14 protein-coding genes are annotated in these 13,785 nt (G+C 30.1%); 11 read left to right on the top strand and 3 right to left on the bottom strand.

Features of this window, described 5'->3' with window-relative positions; translation table 11 throughout:
* Nucleotides 1-103: 103 nt before the first annotated feature.
* From spxA to pepF, 4 genes are all read left to right on the top strand, one after another.
* Nucleotides 104-499 (top strand): transcriptional regulator SpxA, encoded by a 396-nt coding sequence (spxA, locus tag AC2FB1_RS05000; RefSeq protein WP_002448146.1) that lies wholly within the window; start codon nucleotides 104-106, stop codon nucleotides 497-499.
* A gap of 198 nt (nucleotides 500-697) precedes the next feature.
* Nucleotides 698-1,417 (top strand): adaptor protein MecA, encoded by a 720-nt coding sequence (gene mecA / locus AC2FB1_RS05005; RefSeq protein ID WP_490674186.1) that lies wholly within the window; start codon nucleotides 698-700, stop codon nucleotides 1,415-1,417.
* 111 nt (nucleotides 1,418-1,528) lie between these two features.
* Nucleotides 1,529-2,503, top strand: a complete 975-nt coding sequence (locus tag AC2FB1_RS05010; protein WP_490674187.1) for a competence protein CoiA — start codon at nucleotides 1,529-1,531, stop codon at nucleotides 2,501-2,503.
* Nucleotides 2,504-2,551: 48 nt separating this feature from the next.
* Nucleotides 2,552-4,360: an oligoendopeptidase F gene (gene pepF, locus AC2FB1_RS05015; protein WP_490674188.1), complete on the top strand. Its 1,809-nt coding sequence runs from the start codon at nucleotides 2,552-2,554 to the stop codon at nucleotides 4,358-4,360.
* A gap of 266 nt (nucleotides 4,361-4,626) precedes the next feature.
* Here the strand turns inward: pepF and yjbH are convergent, their stop codons facing one another.
* The 3 genes from yjbH to AC2FB1_RS05030 all read right to left on the bottom strand — a co-directional run bounded on the left by yjbH (nucleotide 4,627) and on the right by AC2FB1_RS05030 (nucleotide 6,482).
* A complete protein-coding gene (gene yjbH / locus AC2FB1_RS05020; RefSeq protein WP_490674189.1) occupies nucleotides 4,627-5,424 on the bottom strand; it encodes a protease adaptor protein YjbH in 798 nt (265 codons plus the stop codon).
* 23 nt (nucleotides 5,425-5,447) lie between these two features.
* The gene (locus AC2FB1_RS05025) at nucleotides 5,448-5,813 is read right to left on the bottom strand and encodes a truncated hemoglobin YjbI (RefSeq protein WP_490674190.1); all 366 of its coding nucleotides are present in this window, start codon (nucleotides 5,811-5,813) and stop codon (nucleotides 5,448-5,450) included.
* Between the two features lie 93 nt (nucleotides 5,814-5,906).
* Nucleotides 5,907-6,482, bottom strand: a complete 576-nt coding sequence (locus AC2FB1_RS05030) for a CYTH domain-containing protein (protein ID WP_490674191.1) — start codon at nucleotides 6,480-6,482, stop codon at nucleotides 5,907-5,909.
* Between the two features lie 205 nt (nucleotides 6,483-6,687).
* On the opposite strand from AC2FB1_RS05030, the gene AC2FB1_RS05035 reads away from it, so the two are divergent.
* The 7 genes from AC2FB1_RS05035 to fabI all read left to right on the top strand — a co-directional run bounded on the left by AC2FB1_RS05035 (nucleotide 6,688) and on the right by fabI (nucleotide 13,602).
* Nucleotides 6,688-7,035, top strand: coding sequence for a UPF0738 family protein (locus AC2FB1_RS05035; RefSeq protein WP_490674193.1), 348 nt, complete (start codon nucleotides 6,688-6,690; stop codon nucleotides 7,033-7,035).
* A gap of 16 nt (nucleotides 7,036-7,051) precedes the next feature.
* Nucleotides 7,052-7,681, top strand: a complete 630-nt coding sequence (gene yjbM / locus AC2FB1_RS05040) for a GTP diphosphokinase (protein WP_490674194.1) — start codon at nucleotides 7,052-7,054, stop codon at nucleotides 7,679-7,681.
* 13 nt (nucleotides 7,682-7,694) lie between these two features.
* Nucleotides 7,695-8,504: an NAD kinase gene (locus tag AC2FB1_RS05045; RefSeq protein WP_490674195.1), complete on the top strand. Its 810-nt coding sequence runs from the start codon at nucleotides 7,695-7,697 to the stop codon at nucleotides 8,502-8,504.
* Nucleotides 8,501-9,367, top strand: a complete 867-nt coding sequence (locus AC2FB1_RS05050) for an RluA family pseudouridine synthase (protein WP_490674196.1) — start codon at nucleotides 8,501-8,503, stop codon at nucleotides 9,365-9,367. Before AC2FB1_RS05045 ends, AC2FB1_RS05050 begins: the two co-directional genes overlap by 4 nt.
* An 18-nt stretch (nucleotides 9,368-9,385) precedes the next feature.
* Nucleotides 9,386-10,771: a magnesium transporter gene (mgtE, locus tag AC2FB1_RS05055; protein WP_490674197.1), complete on the top strand. Its 1,386-nt coding sequence runs from the start codon at nucleotides 9,386-9,388 to the stop codon at nucleotides 10,769-10,771.
* Between the two features lie 9 nt (nucleotides 10,772-10,780).
* The gene (locus tag AC2FB1_RS05060) at nucleotides 10,781-12,625 is read left to right on the top strand and encodes a cation:proton antiporter domain-containing protein (protein ID WP_490674198.1); all 1,845 of its coding nucleotides are present in this window, start codon (nucleotides 10,781-10,783) and stop codon (nucleotides 12,623-12,625) included.
* A gap of 206 nt (nucleotides 12,626-12,831) precedes the next feature.
* Nucleotides 12,832-13,602, top strand: coding sequence for an enoyl-ACP reductase FabI (fabI, locus tag AC2FB1_RS05065; RefSeq protein ID WP_490674199.1), 771 nt, complete (start codon nucleotides 12,832-12,834; stop codon nucleotides 13,600-13,602).
* Nucleotides 13,603-13,785: the final 183 nt, after the last annotated feature.

A 13,785-nucleotide genomic window follows, 5' to 3' on the forward strand; every position in this document is an offset into this window, starting at 1 on the left:
TAATTTTAATGTTAACACGTTATACTTATAATATAAGCTTAAGATGAATTAGCATAATTATTAATATAATGAATAATATTTATTCAATAGGAGAGTGAGATGTATGGTAACATTATTTACATCACCAAGTTGCACATCTTGCCGTAAAGCGAAAGCATGGTTACAAGAACATGACATTCCGTATACGGAGCGTAACATTTTTTCTGAACATTTAACAATTGATGAAATTAAACAAATTTTAAAAATGACTGAAGATGGAACAGATGAAATTATTTCAACTCGTTCTAAAACGTATCAAAAGTTAAACGTAGATATTGATTCTTTACCATTGCAAGATTTATATACAATTATTCAAGATAATCCTGGACTATTACGTCGTCCAATTATTTTAGACGAAAAACGCTTGCAAGTTGGATATAATGAAGATGAGATTAGACGTTTCTTACCTAGAAAGGTTCGTACTTTCCAATTACAAGAAGCTCAACGTCTAGTTGACTGATATTTAAAATTTAAGAACATATTACTAAACAGCACTGGCTTTGCTATAGTGCTGTTTTTTATAATAGAAAAAGGGAATATACTATGATATAGTGTCCTATTAAAAATAGTTAAATTTAATCAAACAAATCAATTGTAATTTAACTTACGTTCTAATACAATATGGTTACTATTCATCGACTGTAAGGAGTGAGATGATATGAGAATAGAACGCGTTGACGACACAACTGTGAAATTATTTATAACTTATGGTGATATTGAAGCAAGAGGATTTAGTCGTGAAGATTTATGGACAAATCGTAAGCGTGGTGAGGAATTCTTTTGGTCAATGATGGACGAGATTAATGAAGAAGAAGATTTTGTAGTTGAAGGTCCTCTTTGGATTCAAGTACATGCATTTGAAAAAGGCGTGGAAGTAACAATCTCTAAATCTAAAAATGAAGAAGCAATGAACATGGCAGATGATCATACAAATGAGCAGTTTGAGGAACAAGTGAATGAGTTGCTAGCTAACACATTAGAACAAGAAGAGAGTATTGAAGATTTATTTGAGCAACGTGCGCAACAAAAGAAAGCACACAAATCTAAACATAAATCATCACAACAACGTTCAAGTCTAAGAACAATTATTGTGAAATTTGAAGACTTAGAGGAAGTCATTAATTACGCTTATCATCATAATCTATCTACAGATGAATTTGAAGATTTATTGTATATGAGTGATTCACGTTACTATTATGCAATTCACTTTGATAGTACTGTTAACCAAGAGACAATTAATGATAGTTATAGTCAATTACTTGAATTTGCTTATCCTAGTGATAAAACAGAAGTGTATTTAAATGATTACGCTAAAATTATTATGAGTCATAATGTTACTTCACAAGTACGTCGTTATTTTACTGATTCAGTAGAATAATATATAACGAGTGAACGAGAGTAGAGAAGACATTCAAAATAAATGTTTTCTCTACTCTCTTTTTTAAAGTAAATGTCTCATCTTAAACGTTTTATAGTATGAGGTGAGTGCATGTTAGTAGCGATTAATCGTAATAATGAAACCGTATATGCCTATCAAGCAATTATTACCGAAGAATATCGATGTCCATATTGTAAAGAAAAACTTCTCTTGAAAAAAGGATTAAAAAAGATTCCACATTTTGCCCATGTCTATCAATCTAAAAGAAAATGTGCAAAAAATGAAACCGAAAAACATTACTATGTTAAATTTCTTATTGCTCAACGTTTAAAAAAACATCACCTTAATGTTGAAATAGAACCTTATTTTTCTAAAATAATGCAGTATCCTGATATTCTTGTAAACGCTAAAGTAGCTATAGAAGTTCAATTTTCAAGAATAAGTATGAAAGAAATAAAAACTCGATCAAGAGGGTTTAAACAAATTGGGATTACCGTGATTTGGATTATCGAACAATTACAATATAATAAGGGATATTTATACTTAAACACGTTTCAAGCTTATTTTATTAATCCGATTGATCGAACGCTATATAGCTGGGATCATGAAGAACAAGTTATAGTAAAGTACATTAATATACAACATATTGGTGGACGAAAATTTATTGCACATAGACAAATCATTCAAATTTCTGAATTGTTATCATTCAATGAAAAAGAGAATTATTTATATTGTTATAAATTATCGAATAGACATATTTATCGTTACATTATAAATTGTAGAAGAAAGCGTTCAGTGCTAGAACCGTCTTTAAGTGCTATGTATCAATTACAAATGAATGATGATGAAGTATGTAGAGATACAGGTTATATTTTTCCTTATCAAATTTTCATTGAAAATCATCCAGTACAATGGCAACTAAAGCTTAAGTTGCTGTTAAAATATAATCTTCCTAAGCATTACTTAATGTCGTATTTGAAATTTAGACAATTTTATTTACAAGATATTAATAAGAAAGAAATTACTTTAAAATTAATAGATGATTATATTAAGCAAGTAAGTGGACGTTTAAACGTGCAAAATTGATAAAAGAATGAGAAAATTATAGCATTAACTCAATTAGGAGGTATACGTATGAGTCAACAACTTACTAGAGAAGAGCAAGAACGAAAATACCCAAATGAAACTTGGGATTTAACAACAATTTTTGAAAATGATGAAGCTTTTGAACAGGCATTAAAAGAGGTAGAAAGTTATCTGGGTAAAGAAGAACAATTTAAAGGACATCTAGGAGATAGTGCTGAAACATTATATAATGCTTTAGCTTTAGAAGACGACATTGGTACACAATTAGAAAAGGTTTATGTTTATGCACATTTAAAACAAGACCAAGACACATCTAATGATAAATATACTGGTTTTGAATCTCGTGCGCACCAACTTATCATAAAAATTAGTTCAGCATGGAGTTTCTTAGTTCCAGAGATTTTGCAAATTGATGAAGAGAAATTAGAATCTTTTATTAAGAGTAATGATGATTTAAAACGTTACGCATTCGATTTGAAATTAATTAATGAAAAACGCCCACATATCTTAGATGCTGATAAAGAAAAGTTATTAACACAAGCACAAGATGCATTATCAACTCCAGAAAATGTCTATGGTATGTTTAGTAATGCTGACTTAGAATTTAAAGACGCAGTAGATAAAGATGGAAAGAAACATCCTTTAACACAAGGTACATTTATTAAGTATTTAGAATCTGATGATCGTGAATTACGTCAATCTGCTTATCATAACTTATATGAGGCTTATGGTGCATATAATAATACATTAGGATCAACTTTAGCTGGTGAAATTAAGAAAAATATTTTCAATGCGCGTGCTCATAACTATAAAACAGCACGTGAACGCGCCTTAAGTAATAATCATATTCCTGAAGAAGTATATGATAATTTAGTTGCAACAGTGCACAAATACCTTCCGTTATTGCATAAATATACTCAATTGAGAAAAGAACTTTTGGGTATTGATGATTTGAAAATGTATGACCTTTATACTCCATTAGTTAAAAATGTCAAATTTGATATGCCATATGATGAAGCTAAAGAATGGATGCTAAAAGCACTAGAACCAATGGGTGAAGAATATTTAGATGTAGTTAAAGAAGGTTTAAATCATCGTTGGGTAGATGTTTATGAGAATAAAGGAAAACGATCAGGTGGTTATTCTTCAGGAGCACATTTGACTAATCCATTTATTTTATTAAACTGGTCGGACACAATTTCTGATTTATATACACTTGTTCACGAATTTGGACATTCTGCACATAGTTACTTTAGTCGTAAAAACCAACCGTCAAACTCTAGTGATTATTCTATCTTTGTAGCTGAAGTTGCTTCAACATGTAATGAAGCTTTACTAAGTGATTATATGGATAAACATTTAGATTATGATCGACGTCTATTATTATTAAACCAAGAACTTGAACGTTTCAGAGCGACATTATTCCGTCAAACTATGTTTGCTGAATTTGAACATAAAATTCATCAAATTGAGGAAGCTGGGGAACCATTAACATCAACTCGTATGAATGAAGAGTATGCGAAATTAAACAAACAATACTTTGGCGATGTTGTAGAAACAGATGACCACATCAGTAAAGAATGGTCTCGCATTCCACACTTCTATATGAATTATTATGTATACCAATATGCTACAGGATATAGTGCAGCTCAAAGTTTAAGTCATCAAATTTTAACAGAAGGGCAGCCAGCTGTTGAAAGATATATAAACGAATTCTTGAAAAAAGGTAGTTCTAATTACCCAATTGAGATTCTTAAAAATGCAGGCGTAGATATGACTACGCCAGAACCTATAGAGCAAGCTTGTGAAGTTTTTGAACAAAAATTAGAAGCATTTGAAAAACTTATGAAGCACTAAAAACGATGTATTCGTTTTCAATATGTCTAATTTGTGACATTTTGGATGGGAATGTAGTTTAATATTGAAACGTACTTTTGAGCGTGTTATATTATATACATGAAATTAATCACATAACAAACATACCCCTTTGTTTGAAGTGAAAAATTTCTCCCATCCCCTTTGTTTAGCGTCGTGTAATCAGACACGGCGTTTTTTTATGCTTAATTATTAAATTAATTTAATATAAAAAGAGCGATACACTTCAAATAAGTGATCGCTCTTTGTTATTTCTTAGGCATTTTAGACTGCCAAAATTCACCGTCGGGATAATTTAATTTTTCCACTTTTTGTTGTAAAACTAATTTTTTTAATTCTTTTATGAGCAACTTTTCCGGCCATTCATAAATAGTAAGCAACTCTTCCATTGTAACTAATTGCTTGGATTGAATATAAGATTCGAGGTTTGGCGGCAATTCTTTTTCGATAGGACATCCCATTAATTCATTAATAATATATGTGTAAATATGGTAAGGATAAAGACCTTCGACTTTCAAACCTTCTTCATGTACATCTTCATTAAAAAATACAAGTGAAGGCGCTTGTTCAATTTCCATCTCTCTTGCAATATGCAAATCTATTTTTAAACTTTCAGTTAGTTTATTTTTTTGTAAGTCTTCTTTGAAAACATCATAATCTAAGCCAGCATTTTTAATACAATTACAAATCATTTCTTCAGTGATAATATCTTTTTTAGGTATAATTTCATTCTGCATTAAATGAATAAAACGTTCCGCTCTTAATCTTCCTTGTAATTCAGCCGCTTTATATGCTAAAGCAATATTATCAAAGTCTGAAGTACTTTGAGCTTGACATTTAGTCAAAACCTTCAATGAAGGATTTAAAATATGTCTGATACGAATATATTGATTATATTCAATTCTTAATTTAGAAATAATTGCGGATAATTTAAAACAATCTTTATTAAAAGGATCAAAGAATGAATAAATTTCTATTTTATTTATAGGTGACAGATTAGTATTTTCACGACTCGCATTATCTAAAATTTTAAGTTCTTCAGCCATGTTTAACTCACCTTCAATTATATTTAGGAATTCACCATATGGTTAGCAGTTAAACGCAATCTTTCATACAAGTATTCGCCAACTCCTGCTGGAAATTGAGCTTTATTGATTGCTTTATACATGTTTTCTAACCATGCATCTCTTTCATAAGTAGTAATTCTAAATTCCATATGTTTCTTTTTTAACATTGGGTGACCATGTTCTTGAGTGTATAGATTAGGACCTCCTAGAAATTGGGTTAAGAACTGCTTTTGCTTTCTACTTGTTTCATTAAAATCTCCAGGAAATAAATGATTGATTCTTTGATCATTCTCTACAAGATAGTAAAAATAATCAATCATATCATACAAAGCTTTGTCTCCTATTACATCATAAGGTGTTGTAGCCATAATATCACCGACTTCTATTAATATATTTCTAATATAACATGAATTTTTACATTTAAAAGTAATTCGACTTTTTACAAGTTTATCTCGCATTTGTCAAAATTGAGCTTGATATTCAAAAAATCGTTGAACTTTATTTTTAGGTGGTTCATGAACTAAGTTAAATTGATTTAATAAATTTTGAAATTTTTCAAAGCCTATTTGATAATTACTGACTTCAAATTCGAGCTCATAGTCTGTTTTATCAAAGTATTGACTTTTGTCTAATACTAATAGTTCATTTTGAAATTCAACTTCTAATCTCTCAGTTGTCAATGCACCTAAAATACTCAATTCATTTTCTCCAACGTTAAATTCAGTAAGGATTTTTTGAATATCAGTAGGTAAAGTTGATTTGACAATTGTTTGTCCGATATGAGGCTCAAAATCGATGATATGATTATATTCTATCAATCCAACTTTAGCTGGTACTTTTAGTGTGATTTCAAATGTGTTTTGTTTAACACGTATTCTTAAAGCAGAATGATGATCACGTAGTTTGAAACTAGGAGATTCAATATAATAATTCGTTTGAGAAAATGGTGTGATTTGTTTAAAATAAGAATCTTTAATCACGTTATATGTATTGAAATCAATTAATTGCTTAAATTCAATTTCATTATTAGTACTCATAATTACACCTCATTAGAAATCCTTTATATATTATTGTAGTTCATTATGACGGACATTTATGAAAAATTAAAGTAATAACAATATTAAAAAGATTTATAGTGCTAAATAGTTAATCATACTGAGCATACTTGAGCCAGGGCACTCTAATGTGTGTTTGAAAGATAAATTATGTTAAAATAATAAGGAATAATAAGGAGGAACAAGCATGCGTATATATGTAAATGAAATTAAAATCAAAGATGATAGCATTTATTGCTACTCAGAAAATCCAACTGATGGATTAGATGAAGTAGGGCAAATGCTTGTAGATAGTGATAATTTTAGTTTTGCTTATTTATTAGATGATGGCTCGTCATATTCGTATTTGATTTTTGTACAAGAGACGTGGTCAATGCTACATAATAATAGAGATAAAAAAGTAATTATTAATGATGAATTAGAATTAGAACATTTTCAAGATGAATTAAGTTATCTCTTAGAAAATATTGAAGGAAATAATAACTATGGTAAGGAGTTTGTTTCAGCAGTTGAAGAAACTTTCGAACTAAAGTGAAACGGAGTGGAACCATATGAATCAATGGGAGCAATTTTTAACACCATATAAACAAGCAGTTGATGAATTAAAGGTGAAATTAAAAGGCTTACGTAAGCAATATGAAGTTGGAGAAAACGCCTCACCCATTGAATTTGTAACTGGTCGTGTGAAACCTATTACAAGTATCATTGATAAAGCAAATAAAAGGGGAATTCCTTTTGATCGATTGCGTGAAGAAATGTATGACATAGCTGGTTTAAGAATGATGTGTCAGTTCGTAGATGATATTGATGTAGTTGTGAACATGCTTAGACAACGTCAAGATTTTAAAGTTGTAGAAGAAAGGGATTATATTAACAATACAAAACAAAGTGGTTATCGTTCATATCACGTAATTATCGAGTATCCAATTGAAACATTAAATGGCCAAAAAATAATATTAGCTGAAATCCAAATTCGAACATTAGCAATGAATTTTTGGGCTACAATTGAACATACATTAAGATACAAATATGATGGAGATTATCCTGCTGAGATACAACATCGTTTAGAAAGAGCTGCTGAAGCGGCCTACTTACTAGATGAAGAGATGTCTGAAATTAAAGAAGAGATTCAAGAAGCTCAAAAATACTATACTCAAAAACGTTCAAAAAAACATGACTGATGAGGTGTCAATAATGCGTTATACCATTTTATCTAAGGGTGACTCTAAATCAAATACTCTTAAACGAAAAATGATGAATCAAATGAATTCATTTCATATGATAGAAGATATTGAAAATCCAGAAATAGTAATATCTGTCGGTGGAGATGGAACACTTTTGCAAGCTTTTCACCAGTATACGCATATGTTATCAAACGTAGCATTCGTTGGAGTACATACTGGTCATTTAGGCTTTTATGCAGACTGGTTACCTCATGAAGTTGAAAAGTTAATTGATGAAATTCAACATTCTGAATTTCAAGTAATTGAATACCCATTACTTGAAATTATTGTTAAATATAACAATACGAAGAATGAAACACACTATCTAGCACTAAATGAAGCAACTATGAAAACTGAAAATGGATCGACATTAGTAGCAGATGTCGCAATTAGAGGTAAACACTTTGAACGATTTAGAGGAGATGGTCTATGTATTTCCACTCCTTCTGGGTCGACAGCTTATAATAAAGCACTAGGTGGTGCACTTATTCATCCTTCTCTTGAAGCCATACAAATTGCTGAAATTGCATCAATTAATAATAGAGTATTTAGAACGGTAGGTTCTCCATTAGTATTACCAAAGCATCATACATGTTTGATTACACCTGTAAATCATAATACAATTCGAACAACAATTGATCACGTCAGTCTAAAACATAAAAATGTGAGTGATATTCAATTTAGAGTTGCAAATAAAAAAGTTCGTTTTGCCAGATTTAGACCATTTCCTTTTTGGAAAAGAGTTCATGATTCATTTATTGAAAGTGAAGATGATCGATGAAATTTGTATACCATATTCGCAGCGAAGAAATGCTTAAGACATTTTTACAACGTCATAATTATTCAAAGAAAACAATTAGCGCCATTAAACGTGATGGCGCTTTAATTATCAATAATCAACCTGTGACAGTTAGATATATGTTAGAAAAAGATGATCACCTTACTGTTCAACTTCCTGATGAAGTTCCAAGTACATATCTTCTTCCATCAAATAAGCATATTGAAATATTATATGAAGATACATATTTAATTATCGTTTCAAAGCCAGTGCATTTAAATTGTGCACCTTCAAGAGAACATCCTCATGATAGTTTGATTGAACGCGTGATGTATTATTTAAATCATTCTACGAATACAGTACAATATGTAGTACCTCATATTGTTACCAGATTAGATCGTAATACGACGGGAATCGTTATCTTAACTAAACATGGTCATATTCATCATCTCATCTCGACGTTTGAAATAGATAAGCGATATATATGTGTGTGTCACGGTAAAACTAAGGAACAATCTATAATAGAGGCACCTATTGGTAGAAATAAAGATAGTATTATTACTCGATGTATTACATCATCTGGTAAATATGCAAAAACGGAATATAAAACGTTGAGTAGTCATCAAAGTGCTAGTCTATGTGAAGTTAAATTACATACTGGACGAACACACCAAATTAGGGTTCATTTTCAGTATATTGGCCATCCACTTATTGGAGATGACTTATATGATGGTTTTCATCCTCATATTCAAACACAATCTTTACAGTGTTATAAAGTAAAATTTATACATCCAATTTATAATAAAGAAATCGAGATTACTATAGATTATAAAAACTTAGAAAAAATATATAAAAATATTAACTAAAATTAGGAGGTACGCTTGATGTCATTAAATATAGAAACAAATGACATAAAACATAATAGAGTATATAATCAAGAGTCATTGGATGATAGTTTAAACCGAAATGATATTGATCAATTCAGAAAAGAGTTTCTGACTTTACATCAATATGAACAAAGTGAGTATTTCGAGAACACAACTGATCAGAATAGACAAAGATTGTTCGAATATTTGTCTCCTCAAGAAGTGAGTCGTTTTTTTAATCAATTAGATATTGAGGGAAAAGAATATGAAACATTATTTGATTCCATGCATGCACATTATGCCAGTGAAGTATTAGAAAATATGTCTACAGATAATGCAGTTGATATTTTAAACGAATTATCCAACTCAAAAGTTGCAAGTTTATTGGCGTTGATGGATAACAAAGCTACGGATGAAGTTAAAAAGTTATTACATTATAAAGAAGATACTGCTGGCGGTATAATGACTACTGAATACATATCATTAGATATTGGTACACCTGTAAAAGAAGCACTCATGTTAGTTAAAAGTCAAGCCCCTGATGCAGAAACGATATACGTGATTTATGTTGTTGATACTGACGGTCAACTCGTAGGTGTTTTATCTTTGAAAGATTTAATTGTAGCAAATATTGATGATCATGTTGAAGAAGTAATGATTCAACGTGTTGTAAGCGTAAATGTAGAAGAAGATCAAGAACTCGTTGCTCAAAAAATGAAAGATTACGACTTTATTGCGATGCCTGTTATTGATTATCAACATCATTTAGTAGGTATTATCACAATAGATGATATTTTAGATGTTGTAAATGAAGAAGCAGATGAAGATTACTCACGTTTAGCAGGGGTTTCTGATACTAAATCTACTGATCAATCAGTATTTAAAAAAGCATTGAAAAGATTGCCGTGGCTTATTATTTTAACATTTTTAGGCATGATAACAGCAACCATTCTGGGTGGCTTTGAAGATACGTTATCTCAAGTTGCATTATTAGCGGCATTTATACCTATTATAAGTGGGATGTCAGGTAATTCTGGTACCCAATCATTAGCGGTTTCTGTTCGTAATATTTCTAATGGTGATATTAAAGAAAAAAGTAAACTGAAAATAGCTTTAAAAGAAGCGGGAAGTGGATTAATAACAGGTTTTGTATGTGCAGTGATTTTATCCTTAATTATTGTTATTATTTATCGTCAACCATTCTTAGCACTTATTGTAGGTGCAAGTTTAACTATTGCTATGACAGTGGGCACGTTAGTGGGATCAATGATTCCAATTTTAATGAATAAGATTCATATCGATCCTGCTGTCGCAAGTGGACCATTTATTACAACTATCAATGATATTGTAAGTATGTTAATTTATTTTGGTCTTGCAACAACATTTATGTCATATCTAACATAGGAGGATGAAATGGAGTTTTTTTCTCTGGTTATTGTTGTCGTCGCAGCATTTCTTACACCGATTATTGTTAACCGATTAAACGTCACTTTTTTACCTGTTGTCGTTGCTGAAATATTAATGGGCATTATTATAGGAAATTCATTTTTAGGCATTGTCCATAAAGATGAGATGTTAAATATTCTTTCAACCTTAGGTTTTATCTTTTTAATGTTTTTAAGCGGATTGGAAATTGATTTTAGCGCATTTAAAAAAGATACAAGAAAGAGACAAGGTATTAATAAAAATGAAAAGAATTTACCAAGTCATTTACAATTAGCACTTACAGTTTTTTCATTAATAATGATACTTTCTATCATTTTAGCATTTGTATTTAAATGGTTAGGTCTTGTAGACGACGTATTATTAATGGTCATTATTATTTCAACTATTTCATTAGGTGTTGTCGTGCCAACACTAAAAGAAATGAATATCATGCGTACAACAATAGGACAATTTATATTATTAGTAGCAGTATTAGCGGATTTATTTACTATGGTTTTATTAACCATTTATGGTGGAATTAATGGTGAAGGCGGAGGATCAGTTTGGCTGTCTGCAATTTTAATCGTGTTTACTGGAATATTTTATTTATTAGGCTCTGTCTTTAAACGATTAAACTTTATGCAACGTTTAATGGGCGGTACAACACAAATTGGCATACGAGCTATTTTTGCATTAATCATTTTACTAGTTGCTCTTGCCGAGGGTGTTGGTGCTGAATATATATTAGGTGCATTTTTAGCGGGTGTAGTTGTATCATTACTGAAACCTGACGAAGAAATGATTCATACTTTGGATTCATTTGGTTATGGTTTCTTTATACCGATTTTCTTTATTATGGTCGGTGTAGATCTAGATATACCATCTTTAATTAAAGAAGCATCTTTACTAATTATAATTCCTATACTTATATTGTCGTTTGTCATTTCTAAATTAATTCCTGTCTTCTTTATTCGAAGATGGTTTGATACTAAAACAACGATTGCGTCAGCGTTTTTATTAACGTCAACGCTTTCACTTGTCATTGCTGCAGCAAAAATTGCTGAAGAATTAAAAGCAATTACTTCTGAAATGTCAGGAATATTAATATTAAGTGCAATTATTACGTGTGTATTTGTACCTATTGTATTTAAAAAATTATTCCCAATTCCAGATGAAGTGAACCGAAAAATTGATATTGCGTTAATCGGTAAAAACCAATTGACTATTCCAATCGTTAGAAATCTGACTTCACAGTTATATAATATAACGTTGTTTTATCGTAAAGATTTAGGCGATAATCGAAATTTACCTGACAATGTGACTGTCATTGAAATTAGTGAATATGAAGAAAGTTTATTAGAGAGACTTGGTTTATTTAATCAAGATATTGTGGTATGTTCTGCTAATGATGATGGTTTAAATAAAATGATAGCAAAATTAGCTAACTCTCATGGTGTAAACAGAGTCATTTGTCGATTAGAAAATAGTGGTGATGACGAAGAATTGAAAATGGAAGGTATTGAAGTATTTAGTAACTTTATTAGTAATAAAATTTTCTTAAAAGGTTTAATTGAAACACCAAATATGTTAAATATTTTAAGTAATGTTGAAACATCACTTTATGAAATTGAAATGTTAAATTATAAATATGAAAATATTCAATTGCGTAATTTCCCATTTGGTGGGGATATCATATTTGTGCGTATTGTTAGAAATAACGAATCCATCGTGCCACATGGAGATACGCAACTTAGATATAAAGACCGTTTAATTGTGACAGGTTCTAAAGAATATGTGGATGAACTTAAATCAGAATTAGAATTTTATTATTAATCCGTTTAAAAGAGAGCGCAAAATAAAGGGTGTCTTTGTGAAATGATATAAAAAGATACGTTACTTTATGTGCCTCTCTTTTTATTTATACGATTTGAAAATTTATTATTACTTTATTAACCATTATTAACAATGGTAAAATATTTATGTTAAAAACGTTTATTATGAACGGATTAATATAAAGTAATATAAGGAGATAATTTATTATGATTAATTTAGAAAATAAAACCTTTGTTATTATGGGTATCGCTAATAAGCGTAGTATTGGTTTTGGTGTGGCTAAAATATTAGACGAGTTAGGGGCTAATCTCGTATTTACATATCGTAAAGAACGTAGTAAAAAAGAATTAGAAAAATTATTAGATCAATTAAATCAAAAAGAGCATCACCTTTATCAAATAGATGTTCAAAAAGATGAAGATGTCATTAATGGCTTTGCGAAAATTGGTGAAGAAGTTGGAAATATTGATGGTGTATATCATTCAATTGCATTTGCTAATATGGAAGACTTACGTGGTCGTTTTTCAGAAACATCTCGTGAAGGATTCTTACTTGCACAAGACATTAGTTCATATTCATTAACAATTGTTGCTCATGAAGCAAAAAAAATTATGCCTAATGGTGGTAGTATTGTTGCTACTACTTATTTAGGTGGAGAATTTGCAATTCAAAACTATAATGTGATGGGTGTAGCAAAAGCAAGTCTTGAAGCAAATGTTAAATATTTAGCATATGATTTAGGACCAGATAATATTCGAGTAAATGCAATTTCTGCTGGACCAATTCGTACATTAAGTGCTAAAGGTGTAGGGGGATTGAATTTAATTCTTAAAGAAGTTGAAGAACGTGCACCATTAAGACGTAATGTAGATCAAGAAGAAGTAGGTAGAACTGCTGCTTATTTATTAAGTGATTTTTCAAGTGGTGTGACTGGAGAAAATATTCATGTAGATAGTGGTTTCCACGCAATTAAATAAGTCTAAATAGAAAAATAGTTTTAAGATATAACTTAAATCCAAATGACCAATAAATGTAACTTTTTATTGGTCATTTTTTAGTTTAATATGACATGAAAAAACGAGCCTGGGACATAATTCCTAAAAAATAGCCAGTAAATGAGTTTTTTATAAATTCATTTACTGGCTTCTTTATTTACAATA

It is taken from the genome of Staphylococcus sp. CoH_129_LAB_1 (genome assembly GCF_058191515.1).

Coding starts and splice junctions, on each gene's coding strand:
- AC2FB1_RS05010 (WP_490674187.1), top strand. CDS start 1,529: ATGTTAGTAGCGATTAATCGTAATAATGAAACCGTATATGCCTATCAA.
- spxA (WP_002448146.1), top strand. CDS start 104: ATGGTAACATTATTTACATCACCAAGTTGCACATCTTGCCGTAAAGCG.
- AC2FB1_RS05045 (WP_490674195.1), top strand. CDS start 7,695: ATGCGTTATACCATTTTATCTAAGGGTGACTCTAAATCAAATACTCTT.
- yjbH (WP_490674189.1), bottom strand. CDS start 5,424: ATGGCTGAAGAACTTAAAATTTTAGATAATGCGAGTCGTGAAAATACT.
- AC2FB1_RS05035 (WP_490674193.1), top strand. CDS start 6,688: ATGCGTATATATGTAAATGAAATTAAAATCAAAGATGATAGCATTTAT.
- pepF (WP_490674188.1), top strand. CDS start 2,552: ATGAGTCAACAACTTACTAGAGAAGAGCAAGAACGAAAATACCCAAAT.
- AC2FB1_RS05030 (WP_490674191.1), bottom strand. CDS start 6,482: ATGAGTACTAATAATGAAATTGAATTTAAGCAATTAATTGATTTCAAT.
- yjbM (WP_490674194.1), top strand. CDS start 7,052: ATGAATCAATGGGAGCAATTTTTAACACCATATAAACAAGCAGTTGAT.
- mgtE (WP_490674197.1), top strand. CDS start 9,386: ATGTCATTAAATATAGAAACAAATGACATAAAACATAATAGAGTATAT.
- fabI (WP_490674199.1), top strand. CDS start 12,832: ATGATTAATTTAGAAAATAAAACCTTTGTTATTATGGGTATCGCTAAT.
- AC2FB1_RS05025 (WP_490674190.1), bottom strand. CDS start 5,813: ATGGCTACAACACCTTATGATGTAATAGGAGACAAAGCTTTGTATGAT.
- AC2FB1_RS05060 (WP_490674198.1), top strand. CDS start 10,781: ATGGAGTTTTTTTCTCTGGTTATTGTTGTCGTCGCAGCATTTCTTACA.
- mecA (WP_490674186.1), top strand. CDS start 698: ATGAGAATAGAACGCGTTGACGACACAACTGTGAAATTATTTATAACT.
- AC2FB1_RS05050 (WP_490674196.1), top strand. CDS start 8,501: ATGAAATTTGTATACCATATTCGCAGCGAAGAAATGCTTAAGACATTT.